The organism is Chryseobacterium gotjawalense, assembly GCF_030012525.1.
GTDB classification, from domain to species: Bacteria; Bacteroidota; Bacteroidia; order Flavobacteriales; family Weeksellaceae; genus Kaistella; species Kaistella gotjawalense.
On record NZ_CP124855.1, the window covers coordinates 2989877 to 3008868 of the forward strand.

Sequence of the window (18992 nt, forward strand, 5' to 3'; positions counted from 1 at the left end):
TTTTAATCTTTTCTCGCATTTATACGGGATGTATTAAACTCCCTAAGTACTGTTCAGATTCGGAGAAACTTAGAGACAGAGAATCTTTCTTTTTACGGTATATTAAACTTAATTACCTGACACAAAATATTTCTTCTGTCTCTTAGCTTTATTCTCCAAAGTAACTGATATTTATACTATTGCAAACATACGAGAACCAAAAGTTCAAGACTGGATCTTTTTGCTAAAAAATGAAGATTTCTTCTTAGAAAATCCCCAAACTTGCACGGGAACAAAATATCGCTTTTAAACGAGATTATGGCCGTGCTTCGGACAAAGGGGATTTTTAGGCGGTATGTTCGTTTGAAGATTTGGATGGGAAGAAATCTTCATTTTTCTTAACGCAAAAATCTCCTAAGACGGGGTTTAGTGCCAGCTGGGGAAGTCGGAGACTTCGGAGAGCGGAATAGCACGTATTCAAAACCTTTTGATCGCGGTATAGAACCGATGCCTGAGGCTCCCGAAGGCGGAGGATCCGCAAAGCCCTATTATAACTTTGCATTTTTTACTGAGCGATTGGTGGCTTCGAGAGCCTCAGCCACCGGCCGCGGAGGTAGGAGGAAGCTAATGGGTGATCTGCGGGAATGCTCATTGTGGTGGCTTCGAGAGCCTCAGCCACCGGCCTCTGAGCTACGAGGAAGCGAATGGGTGATCTGCGGGAATGCTCATTGTGGTGGCTTCGAGAGCCACCGCCACCGCGGGGAGAGCCTCAGCCACCGGCTGCGGAGCTAGGAGGAAGCGAATGGGTGTGATCTGTGGGAATGCTCATTGTGGTGGCTTCGAGAGCCTCAGCCACCGGGGAGCTCACCGTATTCAAAACTTTTTCATGCGGGTACGCAACTGATGCCTGAGGCTCCCGAAGGCGGAGGATCCGCAAAGTCTTATTATAACTTTGCATTTTTTACTGAGCGATTGGTGGCTTCGAGAGCCTCAGCCACCGGGGAGAGCCTCAGCCACCGGGGAGCGCGCGTTTCAGCTATAGGAGGGGTGCGTAGTAGGGAGTTGTGGTTCAGTTGATGATGAGGTGTTGGATGGATTCGTGAGGGATTCCCATGTAAGTGCAGAATTCTGCCACGGTGAGGACCTGATGAGGTTCTTTGTTGAGTGATTTTTTGATGGTGTGTATGAGGTCGCGGCTGTATCTTTCGCTTTTTCCGGTGATGCACTGCACGTCTTTGGTATAAATGCAGAGGCGTGGGATTCTGGGTTTCATGGTTGGTGGTTTTGTTCTTACAAATTTGGGATAGGAATTCGTATTCAATACGCAAGGTCCCCCCAAGTTGGGTGGTTTTTTTTTTGATGAAGTGCAATAGAAAGCTTTTTTGACGGACTAATTTCTTTAAAAAAGTATTAATATCCGTCTTTAATCATCATGGAAAATTTTTAAACTCGTCGTGGACGAGACAAAGATTTTATTTACAAATAGGCTTTTTTTCTCACTTTTTTAAGGTGCAAAGGCGTTTGACTTCGTCGAATCTTCGATTTCACTTAGCAAAGGCGCAGAATAAAAGTATTTTTAATTACTAATTACGGAGATGCATAAAAAGTAAAAATACTTTCAGTTTTCTGACGGGGATGTTTTGCTAAAAAGGGTGTTTTTAGAATTGACTGTCTGCAGTAAAAATTACGGTTGAGATTAAAAATCAGGCATCCCTGTCTTCCATTTTTCGGTTTAAGAGTTCTTCCAGACCCGTGAGAAATTTTGTGCGGGCTGATCTGTTTTTTATTTCGAGATAGGTACGGTACACGTCGCCCAGTTCGATGCTGAAAATGGCTTCAAAATAGGCGCTGATTTCTTTGATATCTGCATTTCCGTTGTTGAACGATCCTTTATAATGCAGCGCGTAAATTATTTCGATCAGGGCAGTTTTGTTGTCTGACCACACGAGTTTTGTTTTGGGTGTCAGGATCGAGTAGTGTTCTTCGCTTTGGCGGTTGAGTTTTATCAGTTCATCATTGAGGTAAACTTCCAGTAAATCATTGGCCATTATTTTTGCGACTTTATAATCATGTGAAGTACTGAATCTAGAATCTGTTTCAAAAACAAAGGAATCAAGGCTTAGCCGGATATCCAATTTCTTCCGGATAAAATATTTATGGTCAAGGTAGGTGCTGTTGGTTCGGTAATATCCATAGAAATCGACATTTTCTTCAAAGAAACCTTTAAGTTTACTGAGTTCAGTCTGATAATATTTTCGGATCATCTTCTCGCCACCGCTGGGCTTCCGGGTTTCAATTCTGAAAATGTCATTGTAATAAATCAATTTTGACAATACCAATGGTTTTCGGTTCTTAAAGAAATCTATTTCTTCGCTTTCAGAAGTGAATCTGTATCTTAATACAAACGATTTGAGTTTCTTCAGCGCAATGTTGATTTCAAGTATTGCGGCTTCCGCTCTTTTTAAAGGTCTGTCCTGCTCTAAATTCAGAAGCAGGATTTTGCTTTCTAATTCATTTTCAAGATTTATAATGAACTTCATCATGGCAGTCGGTTTTAAATTCAAATGTATGGGTCGGTATCTCTGCCTGCACTACACTCCAGATTAGTTAGAAGAAAAAGAGTGGAAAACTACCCCTTTGTGTAGTAGTGTGACCGAAGAAAAATGGATAGATTTGATAAACTGTTTTTTATATGAACCGATATTTAAGAAACCGGATTTACATCAGTACCGCTGACCAGAAAAAGATTAAGAATTATTCTCTATTGATTGCCGGGAGCGGGATTGGGAGCAATATTGCAGAATGCGCACTCCGCACCGGATTTGAAAAGATATGCGTGGTGGATGGTGATCTCATTGAAGACTCTAACCTTAACCGCCAAAACTACACGGAAACTCAAATAGGGACCCCGAAGGCAGAAGCACTATATGACAGGCTGAAAAGTATTAACAGTAGGGCTGAAATCAGTTTTATGAACCGGTTTATTACAAGGGATCAAATGCCGGAAGTTGCGAAATTTAAGGCAGCGATCAATGCTTTGGATTTCCAAGATGAAATTCCTGTGGTTTTTGATCAGCTTTGCTTAAAAAACGGGCTTCCGGTTGTGCATCCTTACAATTTAGGATGGGGAAGTATGGTTACTGTCCTGACACCTGACAGTCCACCGCTAACCAGTATCGGAAAGACTGAAAATTTAAACGAACTTGAAGTCGTAGAATATGCTGCCAGCTACCGAAGGTTCTGGCAAAAACCCGAAAGATGGCTGGAAGAGATCCTCTCTCAATATAAACTGGAGAATTCAGACCTGCCACCGCCACAGCTCGCTATCGGTTCCTGGTATGCTGCTGCTATGTGTACGCATCTTTTGGTGAAGATGGCTACGGGAAAGTTTTATAAGAAGTTTCCTGAATTTTATCTTTGTTCGCTTTTTTCGGAAGAGGTTCTACAGGATACCGCATTCTTGTAATCTGTGTTCGATTATTATTGATTTATTATTTTTAAATATCGGAAATTATTGCCACTCGATCAGTGGTGATTTATTCTTTTACTTTTTGCTTCATCTTTTATATTTTTCAATGGAATCAGCGAACCATTTTCAATGGTTTGTCTTGACACAAAAAGTAACAAAAAGGTCAAGACTGGATCTTTTTACTAAAAAATGAAGATTTCTTCTAAGAAAATCCCCAAACTTGTCTCGTCTTGAGGACGAGACTTCAAACACTGGAAATTTTTAAGTTTTGCTAGTTGAAAGAGTGGGATGGGAAGAAATCTTCATTTTTCTTAACGCAAAAATCTCCTAAGTCGATATAATTTCGTTTTATAATCGCAGGTTTATAGGAAAATCAAATTTACTCCCTTTTTTATGCTGAGCCTGCCGAAGTAAGGGTTGGGGCAAATGAATTTGATTTTTTTATTGATTTTTTATAACAGTTTGTCAATCTGGCTCAGGTTTATAATAATTTATTGTTTGTTGCGTAGGCGAGTGCTTCAGCGATGTTTTTTACGTGTAATTTGTCAAAGAGCTTTTTGCGGTGGAATTTCACGGTGTCTATGGATATAAATATCTGTAATGCGATCTGGCTTATGGTTAGGCCCTGCGCATGCAAACGGAGAATCTGCAATTCTCTGTCGGTTAATTTCATTTTTTCCATTTTATGCCATTCAGCATTGGATATGTTTAATTCCCAAAAAGAATCTTCGCCCTCTTTTGAAAGGATAATATTGCCGGAATAAGTGTTCGCTGAAAGAGAAACCAAACAGAGCGCCTTCCATATTTTTCCTTCTTCAGTAATAAAAATTGGCGTCAGTTTATGATTGACCAATATTTTTTCTTTTGCATTCAGCAAATGAAAATCATAGGAAATGCTGTAGCTCTTCCTGTCAGTCAGCGGGATCCTATCGAAGAAATTAAAGCCAATTTCGTTCACTTTGATCAGCATTTCCAGGTCTTCAGGAGAAACGTGCTTAAAGTAAAAAGCATATCCCAGCTTCATCACTTCTTCAGGAGTATGGCCACAAAGGAAAAAAGGATTGTCTGAAACGTATTCAAATTCCTTCAGTTGGTAGTCGATCACGTACATGCTCATGTAAGTGAGTCTTGAAACTGCACGCAGGGTTTCGAGATAATTCCGGCTTTGGGCACACTCGGCTTCGGATAAAGAACGTACTGTATTCTTTCCGAAAAAGAACTTCTGTATATCATCCATATCATTATGAGCATGCCCCGCAATACCGCTACACTCCTGTGTAGTATTCTGACCTGCTTATCAAAGCTACACAAAAGTGTAGATACCATGAGATAAAAGGGGAATAATTTTACTAAAAATACTGTTTTATCATGAAAAGCATCCATTATTATCAGCTTGCAAGCCAGTGTACTCATTCACTGATTTCGTTTGTCCTCTTTCAAAATTATCTTCATCACTGTGGTGGTATGTGCAGTAAAGATCTTGAGGCTGAAACATCAGCGCTCTGTGCGGAGGAAGAAGAGTACTCTAATTCGCATATTTTTGTTGCGGTATCAGAAGACCACATTTGCGGCAGTATCAGAATCTTCAAGAAAACCGCTTCTCAGCAGCTGCCGACGGAAAAACTTTTTCCTATCCAGCTCAATGCATTAGTTGGTGAAGAAGAGCCGATGTACCATATCGGAAGATTTGCCATTGCCAAAGGGTCGGATGACCGGGGCTTCCGTATCTTCAAAACGCTTATGGTACTGGCTCTTAATGTTGCGACCGGGGAAAAAGGCGGAACTGTTTTCGCGGAATGTGACCTGAAATTATTGCGGACCATCCGGCTTCTGGGAATAGAAGCTGAAGCCATCGGCGCTCCCATTCACTATCTGGGATCAGAGACGATACCGATCCAGTTGCCGTGGGCGGGCTATCAAAGTTTTCTGAACAGAAACAGGGATCTGCTGCGTAATGAATTGGGGATATTTTGGCAATAGTTTCCTAATATGAACCTACAGCCATGAATACTTATCATCTTGATCTTTTACAAAAGCATTTGAAAAAAGCATTAGAACGTTATTGTGTGCTTTGTGATTCATCACCGGAACGCCAGTATTTGTCGAGTGAGACTGTTTTTTCGCAAACTAAAGAAATTATCAGGCAGTATATCAGGCTGTTTCAGGCTATTCATTTTCTGGATCAGCACACCGAATATTATCATAAGGGATTTGTCTTTACCTATCAGGAGGCAGAAGAAGAACTTACCTCCAATGGGGAGTACGCTGAGATTGTGAAACTGCTCACTGAAGCTTATCAACGCATGGCCGGCTCGGTTTCCAAAGACCGTTTTTTTCTGCCCATTCATGTGCAACAGATCAGTTCAGAGGAAATTCAGATTTTTATAGGGGTGGTCACCAAAGAGCAGTACCACTACACCATTTCTGTTGTGACCCATCAAACGGTTTACCCCAGGCCTCCCGCATCGATAGGAAATAGCAGGTACCGGTACCTGCTGAAACTGCTGGAAACGTATGAGCCTGATGAGCATGGGACCTTAAAGGCTTTTGTGAACAGCAAAGGTCTGTCTTACCGCCAGTTTAGAAAAGACAGCTCTTCGTTTTTTGAAAGTTCCTTTTACCATCATTATCTTAAAATCAAAATGATTCCTGTACTCGAAGACCTCCTGTTGAGTACTTTGAGCTATAAGGAAATTGCCTATGAAAACGGCTTTGCAAATTACTATCAACTCTATATTCTATTCCACAGAACCTACCATTTTCCATTCCACCGCATTCTCCGGATCGCGCTACAACAGTGACTTTACCGTACCGACTTTATTATTCTGTTGACCCTATTATACATATAAACGACTTTATTATACATAAGAACGTCATTATTGTACATAAGAATGTTTTTATTATACATACTTCTGCCTCTAATGTGCATGTATTTAAAAAAGGGATGTCGCAATTTTACTCTATCAAAAATGCAGACATGAAAACCTTAATTAACAAATTGGCTATATACGCATCGTACGCTTTTATTTTACTTTTTACGTATGCAGCGGGAAGTAAAATGTTGGATTTTGAAAATTTCCAGGTTCAGTTGGCGCAGTCGCCTCTGCTGAGTGCATATGCAGGATTTATTTCCTATGCGGTCATCATTATCGAAGTGATGATTGCAGGAGTACTCGCTGATCCAAAAGTAAGACGGATAGGATTGTACGCTTCATTTGGATTGATGGTCGCCTTTACAGTTTATATTTATTTAATTCTGAATTATAGTGATTTTATACCATGCTCCTGTGGTGGAATTCTGGAGAAGATGAGTTGGGATGAACATTTGATTTTCAATGGAGTGTGCGTTGTTTTGGCATTAACAACAAGTGTTTTCATGGGGAAAGAACGGGCGCACGGCTGGAGCCGTATCGCTGCAGCAGCACTCATCGCAGTGTTCTCAGCGGGCAGCATGGTCGCCCTGTTTCTTTCTTCTGAGTATATCATGAAAAAGGAGAATAATTTTACGAGGAGATTTCCGCATCATCCCATTTTGGAAGAGCAGTCTTTCGATCTGGGTGTAAACTCGTTTTATTTTGCGGGAAACCATAAGGGTGATCTTTATCTGGGAAATCCAAGCAATCCGTTCAGAATTTTTAAGTTAGATTCTCTTATGCAAAAAATGGATACGATTAATCTTAATCCAGGCTCTAATTTTAGGTTCAAAAATTTAAGGTATTGCATTGTACAAGGGAATCTCTATGGTTTTGACGGAACAGTTCCAGTTATTTACAGCCAGTCACTCGATTCTCTTTCTATGCCACTTGTTGTAAGGAGTAGTAATCAAGTTTACTTTGATCAACTGGTCGCTGTTTCCCCTTCGCAATATCTGTTGCGTGTGGAAGATTATGCTTCGAAGAGATTGGGAATTGCGTCACTGTCACTACTTGAAAAACCACAGGTTGCCATTAATCAGACCCTTCTGAGCAATAAAGCCGACGGTGGATTTGAGGGAGACGGTAAGCTTTTATATGATACTGCCTTAGGCGATATCTATTATATGTTCTACTATAAAAACACGATCCTTAAACTGAATGCAAGCGCGAAAATTGTTCGGAAGATGAAGACCATTGATCCTTATGATAAGCCAGCACTGAAAGTTAAAAAATTAAAAGACGGGCGGTCGAAGATGAATCAACCCTCGCTTTTAATCAATAGAAATATGATGGCTTATAAAGGGTTACTTTTCAATCATGCGAATTTGATAGGAAAGTATGAATCTAAAGATTTATGGAAAAAAAATAGTGTCATCGATGTATATATGACATCGTCTGGAGGCTATTGGGGAAGTTTTTATGTTCAGCATCGTAAAAAGAATAAAATGTCTCAAATGCTTATGACTGATCATTATTTTTACATTATTTCTGGAAATGAAATTGTACGGTACCGTTGTGCGCAGACGCTGACCAGCAGTTTCATTCAGAGGGAGTAGCCGAAAACCCTTACAAGAGTAGGCACCATTTTAAATATTTTTTATTATGAAAAATTTAAAGGCGCTCTTATTGCCAGCTGTAATGGTATTGGCAGGAGCAGGAAGCGCATATGCGTCTCATGTTACAAAAGATGATGCAAAATCGGTACAACCAGGTTATGCTTATCATTTTGGCGAAGAGGAAGAATGTATTAACGTTGGTAAAACATGTGATACCACTGGAACTATAATCTGTACAGCAGATGTAGGTATGGGTGGTGAACCTCTTTATCAACTGAACGGAACCAGCTGTCCGGATAAACTATTTGAAAGAGTACAACAATAAGCTGAAATGGGGATGCCAATTGGCATCCCTTTTTTTATTGATACATTTCAGAAATCCAAGGGGTTTTAATTCCTTTTAAATGAAAGTCAAACCACTCTTTTATTCTCACAAAAAGATCTTCTCTGTTGCGCCGCTCTGAAAAACTGTGTCCCTCTTTCTCGTAAAACAGAGCAATGACTTTCTTATCATTTCTTCTTAAGCCAAGATAAAATTCCATACTTTGATCCCATGCAATATTTCGATCTTCTTTTCCAGCCCAAAGCAAAATAGGCTGGCTTACTTGTTCTGCATGATATATGGGACTGTTTTCTAGATATAAATTTTTATCCGCTGCAAACGGTTTATATATTCGGTATTGCTGTTCTTCAAACTGCCAATAAAAAGGACTTAAAAAATTGTAGTTGAATGAATGGAAAGAGCGTACTAAATCGCTATTACCTGCACCACTCACATAGGCAGCAAAACGTTTGCTCTGTGTGGCAATAAAATTGGTTTCGTACCCACCATGAGAATGCCCTATTAATCCCACTTTTGAAAAATCAATCTCTCCAATATTTGCTAAGGCGTCCAACGAAGACTCTACCGCATCTACGGCAGATTTACCGGGACCTCTGCCGTCATAGGTTATATCTGGTAAATAGATAAAATAACCACGATCCAAAAAGTTTCTCATATTAAATCCTTCGACACTCCCAATAAATCCATCTCTTAAATATTTATTGCTTTGATTTCTCATTAATTCATAGATCCCTACTACCATAGGATATTTTTTGCCCTTTTTATAATGCGCAGGATAATACAGCAATCCAGTTAATGGAATGCCCATCGAATTGCGATAATAGGTCCGAGTTTTTTTATAGTTAAAAACTGCATCGTCTTCTTTATTTGAATGAAAAATAGCTGCTTCTCTGCTGTTTGTGTTTCTGATTAAAACGGGTGGTTTGTTGTAATTGCTTTTAAGGTATAAGATGCTATTGGCGTCCTTCATTAAAGGAATTGATACCAAATCATCAGAAGAGTGGTATAGTGCTTGAAATGATTGATTACGGTAGGTTCCCAAAGTCTGGTCAGAAGTTTCGGGATTTAATATTTTAATAAGGGTTGTTTTGCTATCATCATAGGAGTTTTTTGTAAACCGGCTGTCAATGCCCAGTGGTTCACTGGATCCACTTATTATTTCTGCATTAAATCCTTGGGGTATTCTGGTCGCTTTTAATTCTGAAGCAGAAATATTGTATTCTGCTATTTTTTGATGTCCTCCAAAAATAATCTTTTCGCCACTTAAGCTAAAATAAGGGATGAGGTCAGCTTCAAGGGTCAGAGCTTTATTTTCCATGGTAGAAATCGTGTATAATATCCAATTTTGATTGAGGTAAGAGAGAAGGTATTTCCCTTTATCATCCATATAGCAGTTTACACCTACTTTTCCTAAAAACTCGTATCTATTAGTATTTACGTCATATCGATAAAGCTCAGATTCAATTTTATCATGGGTGTAATCCTGATTTGCAGTGGGGTCTAATGCAAGCACGTAACCACCGTGTCCGATAGGAATATGTTTCGGAAAACGATCATTATTCAATAGTACATATTCCGATTTTTCCGGATTCCAAATTACATTCTCCAGTCCGACGTTGTTCTGGAATTTCTTCGCCAAATTACGGTCATTGACATACCATATGTCAACAGTAGATTTTTCATTTTTTGGGAGGGTGGTTGTGTAGGTCATAAGAAATTTGCTTGTACCAATTTTTGACACTTGAACCACATTTTTTAAAAGGTGAGAAGAAGGTGGCTGAAAAATTATTTCTTTGCGGGTGGTGATGTTAATATACTTAACCCTATTTTTTGTGGTTGCTGAATCTCGTTCTGCGATGAAAAAAATGGGATTCTCATTACCAACAATATTCATTCTCTTATGTGTGGAAGAGTTGAGTGTAGTTTTTAGATTGGCAGTCCATTTTATCAGCTCGTACAGATTTTTGTTTCGACCTGTGAAAAACAAAATATCCTTATTCTTTTTGATAGCATTCACTCCATGAATTTCATCAATTAACTCCGCATCTTCATTATAAATCCGTAGGATGTCTTTTTGCAATATTGCAATTTTCTCCTCTTTTTCCAGATAAAAGGCATCGGTGATATTTTCCCATATTATGGGTTTTACGGAGGGTAATTTCAGTAGTTGAGCCGTCTTGGCTCCGCGCATAAAAAGATGACCTTTTTTGGAGTAATGCAGGAAATTAGGATATATTCCTGCCGACTGAAATATGATTTTTTCAGGATGTTTTACATTTATTAAAGACAGCGTATCACTGGAATATTCGTAGCTTTTCTGAAAAGAAACATATTTTTTATCCGGAGACCACGTAAGCCAGGAGAGGTTATACGTGTGACCTGCAAACTCATTTGCTTTAAAATCTTTCATTTGAGCAAAACTGAAATTTGCAACCATCAGATAAATAACCATCAGAAAAATTGTTTTCTTTTTAATAACCATCATTTTGCGGATTTAAATGGGGATTTAATAACAGTTCAGAATTGGGTAGCGGCCAGTTTTGATGATACGTTTTCCAGTTTGGTTTGGTGCTCAACAATCCATTCAGTTTTCCTGCTCTTTTTAGAGATAGGAAACGAATCCCCTTTTCTGTAAAAAATTCTTTCCTGTTTTCATTGATTATTTCGGACAATATTTGCTCTTTGGTCGCCGAAACAGGAGTTGCAGTAATGCCTGCTTTTGCTTTTACTGCATTGAGATAAGTTAAGGCTTCTGTTTTTTTATCCTGTTGTGCCAAGGATTCTGCTAAAAGTAAATAGGTTTCTTCCAAACGAAATACAATCGAATATTCATCCGTATTCGCTGAGATATTGCGATACTTATCTGTGCGATAGTAATTTTTCTGGTTAATGGTCAGCGTTTTTATCCATTGCTGCTTTCGGAGGTCGTTGGTGTCAAAAGAAGCAAACAAGTTATCAGAAAGGGTGTATGTATTTGGTAAAGCCGTTGTGAAATAGTACAGGAGTGCTTCACTGGTTGCATTATTTGCCTGCAAAGGCTTTAATTGCCACAAAATATGTTTCCCATTCATTTTAAAAGTTTTAGACAAATCGGGTTGCCAGGTATAAAGGGCATTTTGAATAATTCCTTTCAACAAGATTTCAGCATCCTGCCAGTGATTTTGGGTCATCAAAACGGAAGCAAGGAGTAAGTCTGCGGTTTTTTTGTTGGGATATATTCTGTCAGGATTTCTATAAATGTCGTTTAAAAGCGATGAAGATTCGGACAGGTCATTCTGAATTTTAACTAAAAGTTCTGTTTCATTGGTTTTTGCGAGCGATTGATTTACGGTGTAATCGGTGGTTGTTACATAAGGAATGGCTCCAAAAATCTGGCTGATATAATAATAAATAAGTGCGCGAACAAAGAGCGCTTCTCCTTTTATCCGTTTTTTATCCAGATCTGCAATCGCTGTGCTTTTATTAACCCCTTCAATGATGGCATTTGCCATATAGATTTCTTTGTACGCATTTGCCCAGACCGATTTTATTTTGGTGTTCGTTGAAACCATGCTATTGCTGAAGATATCAAAATCAGCATTGGAGGCTGTGCTGTAGTTCACTAATTCATCGGTATACGAGCCGAGAAGTGCTCCTGCGCCCGACGATGAGCCACTCAATAGTGAATAAGCCTGTAGTTCTGCATAAAGGCTGCTTAATGCAGCATCTGCGGTACTCGTCGATTCAAACACCTGATTTGCATTGATCTGGTTGATTGGCGGGTTCACTTCCAGTGCTTCTTCACAAGAGTGTATCATGCAAAGAAAAAGGGCAAGTACCACTGTATTTCTGGTGATTATTTTTTTGGTAATCATGTTGATTTTGTTTTAAAAAGTTAATTGAAATCCTAAGGACAACGTTTTAAGGGGAGGGAGATATCCAGAGGTCACCATTTCAGGATCCAGACCGAAATAATTGGTCCAGGTCAAAAGATTTTGACCTTGCATATACAAAGTCGCTTCGCGAACAAATGTGCTTTGAAGTGGAATACCGTAATTCAGCTGAAGGTTTTTTAATCTGATGTAAGAAGCATCCCCAACCGCCCCTGTACTATTTTTAAAATTTGCTGTAAGGGCATTCGTTGCTGCATCAGTCCCTGGAGTATAGGGCATTATAATTCCCGAAGGATTGGCTGCAGACCAGACATTTAGAAATTCGACAGGTTGGTTTACAATCACACCAGGAGTGCTCATGGTTCTGATATAATTATAGGCCTCCTGTTTTACGAACTGAAACAGAAATGAGAGCTTTACCTTTTTATAGGAGATTTCATTTTGGAATCCACCAAAATATTTTGGTCCTAAATTTTTAATTGCCCGGGCGTCATCTGGAGCCGTAATTTTACCATCCCCATTATAATCTGTAAAAACATATTTGCCAGTTGCAGGGTCGATGCCCTGGTAGTCAAACAATTTTACCGCATAGATCGATTCACCGACTGTATAAGAATTGGCATACGTAGAACCTTCCAATCCGGGGAAAGAAAGCAGTTTATTTTTGGGAACACTGATGTTAAAAGAAGCATTCCATTGGAAGTTTTCTGATTTCAAAGGAATGATGGAGGTCTCTGCTTCAAATCCACTGTTTTCTACCGTTGCATTGAGATTAGAAAGGATAGTGCTAAAGCCAGTGGTAGCAGGTAAAGGAATCCCGACCAATTGATTAGAAGATCTGTTTCTGTACCAAGCGGCTGTTAAAGAGATGCGATTTTTTAAGAAAGCAATTTCCAGTGCGGTTTCCAGTTTGTTCGTTTTTTCCCAAGAAAAATCAGGATTGTATAAACGGGAAGGATAGAGCCCCGGAATATTATTATAAGAAGAGGAGGATAAGGTGTAGGTATCAGTAAACTGGTAATCTCCGATTGCATCACTACCTGACTGACCAAAGCTTGCCCTTAGTTTTGCAAAAGATAACCAGGAACTGTTTTTCAAAAACTGCTCTTCAGAAAGTATCCAGGCAGCACCCACCGCACCAAAATTTGCGAAACGATTATTAGCACCAAAGCGGCTTGAGCCATCTCTTCTTGCAGTTAAATTAAGTATATAACGATTTGCAAACTGGTAATTTAATCGCGAAAAAACTGCGGCATATCGGTATTGTATGGTTCTGAAATCGGAGAACGAAATGGTATTTGCTGCAGCAATATTATAGATTAATGAGTTGCTTGAAAAGCCGGTACCCCGAATGGCGGAAATTTTGGACTGGCTTTCCTGGAAAGTAGATCCAAGCAGTATATTCCATTGATGGCGGCTGTATTTTTTGGTCCACGAGATTTGAGGTTCTGCTATGTAGGAAAAAACAGATCCCGTACCGCGTGAAGCAGAGGAGGTAGAGGCATTTGCCCCAGAAGGAGAGGCTGGATTAAAAACGGTGTTGGGGGTAAGAGAAAATTCTTCTATATCCTGAAAAGTGATCCCAGCATTCATTTTAAAGGCAAAATCAATCCAAGGTTGGTAGGTTACATTGAGATTTTGATTCAGGTATTTGGTTTTGTTTGAATAACTTGCATTCAATTGAGAAAGGGGATTGTTAAAGGTGTTTTTCTGCCAGTTTAAATTACCCAGGTCATCATAAAGGGATGGTGCATCTGGAGACAGACTCAATGCTTTGTTGGTATAGTCGGTATCCAGATTGTTATTGCTTGTTTCCGAAAAAGCATTCGCTAATCCCAGTGAAAACTTACGGTCTGCAGATTGATGGTTAAAATGGGTAGAAACGGTATTGGTCTTAAAATGATGATCACCGGGAAATACCGAAGTTTGATCACTATGGGAAGCGCTTACTAAAAAGCTGTTTTTTTCGGAACCACCAGATAGGGAAAGTTGCACGGTAGTATTCCCGGCGGTTCTGCCAATGAGTTCTTTCTGCCAATCTGTATATCGAGTTTGATCCCATGCACCATTGATGTCGTATGCATTGGCAGGGAAGGTTGTTATGCCTACATTGGCAAAAGCCTTTTTGCGCATGGCAATATATTCAGCAGTATTCATCATTTTGAGTGTAGAGGCGACTTTGCTGAAGCTTGTACTCGTGTTCAGGTTCAATCGAACAGGTGATGATTTTCCCTTTTTCGTGGTAATTAAAATTACCCCATTTCCCCCTCTGGAACCATAAATGGCTGTTGCATCTGCATCCTTTAGAACTTCTATACTTTCAATGTCATTGGGGTTGATGCTGTTGAGCGGGCTGATATTTTTTAAAGGCAGCACTCCTACAGAATAGGTAGAAGAAAGTTCACCGGAAAACGGTACGCCATCCACAACATAAAGTGGTTGATTTCCATCGGTAGCACTGTTCAGTGGATTGCGCAAACTATTTCTGCCCCGAATCTGTACGTCATAGCCACCACCTGCGTTGCCGCTATTCTGGGTAATGTTTACCCCAGCCATTCTTCCCTGTATGGCGGACAGTACATTGTTCACAGGCTGGTTTTCGATATCCTTAGCGGTTACTTTTGCGATACTTCCCGTACTTTCCTTGGCTTTCACCTTGTAGTACCCCGCATTGAGTACTACTTCCTCAATCGACTTTACTTTTTCTGTAAGAGAAATCGTAAAAGTGGATTTCCCGTCAGTTGTTATTTTTCTTTCACTGTACTCCGGATGCCTGATTATGAGTACTGGATTTTCGCCAGTAATCTGGAGGTTGAACGTTCCCGAGGAAGACGTGGTAGTCATTTGATTGGTTCCTTCCTGCGTGATGGTTGCACCGCTGATGGGTTTTTCTCCGTTGTTGACCTGTCCCGTGACTAAACGGGTCTGCGCCTTGACCTGCGAGTGTACCGCAGAAAATACGAGGCAACAAGAAACAACTCCTATGGTTGATAGGATTTTTTTCATAGTTTTGTATTGGTTTTTAATTAATTTTAATTACTATTTCTGCTCTTTCCTGCGGCTGCAAACTTTAGGGAAAGGGCGTTTTTTTATTAGAGGATAGAAAAAAGAAAAAAAATGATAGACTAAGTGCGGAATTGTTCCTCACATAGGCTTTAATTTATTCTCTCTTTATTCTTTTCTCTTTTGGCTTCGACTTCGCTCAGCCACCGTAATTTATCGGATCGCCTTAGGGGAAAGCGTGTAGAAACACTTTTACAGTGGGGTCACTTTTCCCGCTGAAGACCAATCCTTTTGTTGTTTGATGATCGGCGTTGGATGGTAAGGGATTGTGCAGTATATTAATTTGCCACCAATCTCCATTCTCACCAGAGCACCGAATGATCGCATCAGCACATTGCCATCATCACATCATCACATTACCAAATCATCACATTATCCTCTCGGATCGCCTTAGGGGAAAGCAAAACACAAATGATGAAGAAAAGAAGTACTTCCCCACTAAAGACAAATCCTTTAAAGAGCATTGATATGAATGTGAGGAGCTCTTATGAGGTGTCGGTAAAACAGATAACGAGGTGAATCATGATGAGGACATGAAAATTATTGTAGCAAGGGTTTTTCTAAACCGGATTTCCCGCGAAGCAATGAAGCCGCAATGGTTGTGCACACCATTGTAAGTGTCGTCTACTATTTTTTATAGAAAAGCGGGGCTTAGGATTGGAGTTGACCAAAAATAAAACGGCGTGGAACTCACTAACATCAACATCTGAATCAGAGGTATCGCCAAACACCGTGCAACAGATTCCGAAAGTGAGTTCACGCCATGGTCGTGAACTACTTTACTTATCCTCTCGTTGCAAATTTGAAAATTGGCGATTTTCTGATCCGAGACTCTAAGCAATAGCTTCTATATATTTTTGAAGTATCGCAAAGTTACTTTTATCGTAACTATTTTACAAATATAATAAAATAATATCAATGTAGCCTAAAGGAAGCATATTATTTCGCATTTAAATGGCAATTTTAAAATTATGGAAAAGAAAGAGCCTTTAAATTTGCTTTTAGAGAGGCAAAAGTTGGGAATTCATGTCAAGAGTATTAGAGATAGTATTGTCAATATTGACGAGTCAAAAATAGGAATTACGCAACAACTTATGGAGGTGCTTGTTGATGGATTGTCACGAAGAACTATTGGTGAAGTAGAGAATGCAAAAACAAATGCAAGAGTAGATTCTTTAAATAAAATAGCAGCTGCTTTTAATATTTCATTATATGAATTATGTGACTATAATTTTATGATGTGTGCTATTTATAGAAATAATAAAATTGAAGTTGTAAGTTCAAGTACTAATTATTCAATAGAAGGTGAAAAATTGTATAAAGAATGGTATGAAAAGATAAATGATTTAGAGAGTGAAAATAATTAAAATCTCCCTCTAAAATACGAAATCAAATTTCTCTCCGAAGTCTCACGACTTTGGAGCTTTTTTTTAAGGAAAACCTAGAGTAGGTAAGGGTTTACTTCCCAATTGCTTCATAATACCGATCGGAACACTGTTGCAGCAGAACATCTGTTTCATATAAATCCTTCCGGAGCTGCTTTGCCCGATCTCCGAAGTCTCCCGACTTCGGAGCTTTGTTTTGGGATGGTATATTTTTTTTAAGAAGAGAGTAGGTCTCTGGCAGATCAATTCGCGTACAGATTGATCAAAATGCTCCGAAGTGAGGACACTTCGGAGAGCGGTGGTTTGTTTTAAAAATAAGCCACCCGACGGGATTCGTGGCGAAGGGGTAGCGTTTGAAGAGGAGAAATGCCTGAAATTCTAGCCCCGATGGCAGCGGCATCCCCGCAAAGCGGGATATAGCGGACAGCGGGACGGGTCTGGTAAGAGGCGAAAATTTTGTTGCTCCTTATTAATTAACTGATCTCTTTCCTGCGGCTGCAAACTTTAGGGAAAGGGCGTTTTTTTATTAGAGGATAGAAAAAAGAAAAAAGATGATAGACTAAGTGCGGAATTGTTCCTCACATTAGGCTTTAATTTATTCTCTCTTTATTCTTTTCTCTTAATTCTTTTCTCTTTATTCTTTTCTCTTTTGGCTTCGACTTCGCTCAGCCACCGTAATTTATCGGATCGCCTTAGGGGAAAGCGTGTAGAAACACTTTTACAGTGGGGTCACTTTCCCGCTGAAGACAAATCCTTTTGTTATTTGATAATGGGCGCTGGATGGTAACGGATTGCGCAGGATATTAATTTACAGTTTTGCCACCAATCTCCATTCTCACCAGAGCACCGAATGATCGCATCAGCACATTGCCAAATCAGCACATTGCCATTATCACATCAGCACATTACCACATCAAACCATTGATTCTTCGGATCGCCTTAGGGGAAAGCAAAACACAAATGATGAAGAAAAGAAATACTTCCCCGCTAAAGACAAATCCATTGAAGAGCATTGATATGAATGTGAGGAGCTCTTATGAAGTATCGTTAAAACAGATGACGAATTGATTCATGATAATTACATGAAAATTATTGTAGAATGGGTTTGTAATCTTCCCCAAAAATAGGATCATTTAAAAATATAGTTTTTAAATTTGAAAGACTATGAAAAACAGTAAATTTTCAGAAGTTCAGATCATCAAGATATTATCTGAACAAAATCAAGGAAAAACGGTGAATGAGATTTGCCGGGAGCATGGAATTAGCCAGCCAACCTTTTACAAGTGGAAGAGTAAATATGGTGGATTGGATGTTCAGCAACTTTCAAAAATGAAAGAGATGGAAAAGCAACTTTCGCAATATAAAAAGATCGTAGCTGAGCAAACTTTGGAAATTGTCGTCTTAAAAGATGTGATCGAAAAAAAGCTCTAACGCCTTGTGAGAAGCGTGAGTTGGTGGATTATTCGAAAGAAATCCATAACATGAGTTTGCGCAATGCGTGTAAAGTGTTCAGTTTAAGAAGTTCAGTTTATTATTATCGTCAGGTATTTAAAAGTTCAGATGATGAGATCCGTGCAGAACTTATTTTACTTGCAGATTCTAATCAAACGTGGGGCTTTTGGATGATGCACAATCGGTTGAAAAACTTAGGCTTTGGATGGAATCACAAAAGGGTTTATCGGATTTATAAGTCGATGAGATTAAATTTGCGAAGTAAAAGGAAAAAGCGGCTTCCAGCACGGATAAAACAACCACTGGTTCGCCCTATCTATCCGAACGTTACTTGGAGCATGGATTTTATGCACGACAGCTTGGAAAATGGCAAAAGCGTGAGAACCCTTAATATCATTGACGATTTTAACAGAGAGATTTTAAACATCACTATTGATAGCAGCTTGCCCTCTGCAAAAGTAATCTCGCAATTGGAACAATTAATTGAATGGCGGGGAAAACCTGAAAAGATAAGAGTGGACAACGGACCGGAATTTATTGCAGAAAAGATGAAAGATTATTGCAACAAAGAAAATATCGAACTGGGCTTCATTCAACCAGGGAAACCTACACAAAACTCATTGATTGAGAGGTTTAACAGAACGTTCCGGACAGAGTTTTTAAGTGTTTACCTCTTTGAGAACATCAGACAAATGAGAAATTATGCAGAAATATGGATGTGGATGTACAATAATGAGAGACCGCATAGTGCGTTACAATACCTTACGCCACGGGATTTTTTATTGAAATATGGAAAACTCAATCAAAATAGCGCAAATGAGTTTCCCACATTCCAACAAAATTTCAACAACGACAACAATAAAATATTAACAAAAAACTCTACTTTTGAGTGTGCCTAAACAAGGGAAGATTACAGTGTAGAACGTTCCATGTTTGACAAATATTATAAGTTGATTAT

The 18992-nt window shown here is 39.3% G+C and carries 14 protein-coding genes; 8 read left to right on the forward strand and 6 right to left on the reverse strand.

Annotated features, from left to right (window positions below; translation table 11 throughout):
- Positions 1 to 1048: 1048 nt before the first annotated feature.
- Positions 1049 to 1252, reverse strand: a complete 204-nt coding sequence (locus QGN23_RS13680) for a hypothetical protein (protein ID WP_133439817.1) — start codon at positions 1250 to 1252, stop codon at positions 1049 to 1051.
- Between the two features lie 430 nt (positions 1253 to 1682).
- On the reverse strand, positions 1683 to 2522 hold the full coding sequence (locus QGN23_RS13685; protein ID WP_282904801.1) for an RteC domain-containing protein: 840 nt from the start codon (positions 2520 to 2522) through the stop codon (positions 1683 to 1685).
- A 149-nt stretch (positions 2523 to 2671) separates the two neighbouring features.
- Here QGN23_RS13685 and QGN23_RS13690 point away from each other — a divergent pair, with 149 nt between their 5' ends.
- The gene (locus tag QGN23_RS13690; protein ID WP_282904802.1) at positions 2672 to 3445 is read left to right on the forward strand and encodes a ThiF family adenylyltransferase; all 774 of its coding nucleotides are present in this window, start codon (positions 2672 to 2674) and stop codon (positions 3443 to 3445) included.
- 484 nt (positions 3446 to 3929) lie between these two features.
- On the opposite strand, the gene QGN23_RS13695 is transcribed toward QGN23_RS13690, so the two are convergent.
- Positions 3930 to 4685 carry a response regulator transcription factor gene (locus tag QGN23_RS13695; protein WP_282904803.1) on the reverse strand — a complete coding sequence of 252 codons (756 nt, stop codon included), beginning with the start codon at positions 4683 to 4685 and terminating at the stop codon, positions 3930 to 3932.
- A 131-nt stretch (positions 4686 to 4816) separates the two neighbouring features.
- Between QGN23_RS13695 and QGN23_RS13700 the strand changes: the two genes are divergently transcribed.
- The 4 genes from QGN23_RS13700 (at position 4817) to QGN23_RS13715 (ending at position 8244) form a co-directional block, all read left to right on the forward strand.
- A complete protein-coding gene (locus tag QGN23_RS13700) occupies positions 4817 to 5428 on the forward strand; it encodes an N-acyl amino acid synthase FeeM domain-containing protein (protein ID WP_282904804.1) in 612 nt (203 codons plus the stop codon).
- A 23-nt stretch (positions 5429 to 5451) separates the two neighbouring features.
- On the forward strand, positions 5452 to 6249 hold the full coding sequence (locus tag QGN23_RS13705) for a hypothetical protein (protein ID WP_282904805.1): 798 nt from the start codon (positions 5452 to 5454) through the stop codon (positions 6247 to 6249).
- Between the two features lie 176 nt (positions 6250 to 6425).
- Positions 6426 to 7919, forward strand: coding sequence for a MauE/DoxX family redox-associated membrane protein (locus QGN23_RS13710; RefSeq protein WP_282904806.1), 1494 nt, complete (start codon positions 6426 to 6428; stop codon positions 7917 to 7919).
- Positions 7920 to 7965: 46 nt separating this feature from the next.
- Positions 7966 to 8244 carry a DUF6520 family protein gene (locus QGN23_RS13715; RefSeq protein WP_282904807.1) on the forward strand — a complete coding sequence of 93 codons (279 nt, stop codon included), beginning with the start codon at positions 7966 to 7968 and terminating at the stop codon, positions 8242 to 8244.
- 34 nt (positions 8245 to 8278) lie between these two features.
- Here the strand turns inward: QGN23_RS13715 and QGN23_RS13720 are convergent, their stop codons facing one another.
- From QGN23_RS13720 to QGN23_RS13730, 3 genes are read right to left on the reverse strand one after another with little or no spacing between them, the layout of a single operon-like run.
- Positions 8279 to 10747, reverse strand: coding sequence for an alpha/beta hydrolase family protein (locus QGN23_RS13720; RefSeq protein WP_282904808.1), 2469 nt, complete (start codon positions 10745 to 10747; stop codon positions 8279 to 8281).
- Positions 10734 to 12116: a RagB/SusD family nutrient uptake outer membrane protein gene (locus tag QGN23_RS13725; RefSeq protein ID WP_282904809.1), complete on the reverse strand. Its 1383-nt coding sequence runs from the start codon at positions 12114 to 12116 to the stop codon at positions 10734 to 10736. The genes QGN23_RS13720 and QGN23_RS13725 overlap by 14 nt, the downstream gene beginning before the upstream one ends.
- A gap of 12 nt (positions 12117 to 12128) precedes the next feature.
- The gene (locus QGN23_RS13730) at positions 12129 to 15140 is read right to left on the reverse strand and encodes a SusC/RagA family TonB-linked outer membrane protein (RefSeq protein ID WP_282904810.1); all 3012 of its coding nucleotides are present in this window, start codon (positions 15138 to 15140) and stop codon (positions 12129 to 12131) included.
- Positions 15141 to 16168: 1028 nt separating this feature from the next.
- Here QGN23_RS13730 and QGN23_RS13735 point away from each other — a divergent pair.
- The 3 genes from QGN23_RS13735 to QGN23_RS13745 all read left to right on the forward strand — a co-directional run bounded on the left by QGN23_RS13735 (position 16169) and on the right by QGN23_RS13745 (position 18933).
- The gene (locus QGN23_RS13735) at positions 16169 to 16564 is read left to right on the forward strand and encodes a helix-turn-helix domain-containing protein (protein WP_282904811.1); all 396 of its coding nucleotides are present in this window, start codon (positions 16169 to 16171) and stop codon (positions 16562 to 16564) included.
- A gap of 1182 nt (positions 16565 to 17746) precedes the next feature.
- The gene (locus QGN23_RS13740) at positions 17747 to 18013 is read left to right on the forward strand and encodes a transposase (RefSeq protein WP_133439681.1); all 267 of its coding nucleotides are present in this window, start codon (positions 17747 to 17749) and stop codon (positions 18011 to 18013) included.
- Positions 18014 to 18036: 23 nt separating this feature from the next.
- Complete coding sequence (locus tag QGN23_RS13745) at positions 18037 to 18933, forward strand: IS3 family transposase (RefSeq protein ID WP_282904812.1); 897 nt, start codon at positions 18037 to 18039, stop codon at positions 18931 to 18933.
- The last annotated feature ends 59 nt before the right edge of the window (positions 18934 to 18992 follow it).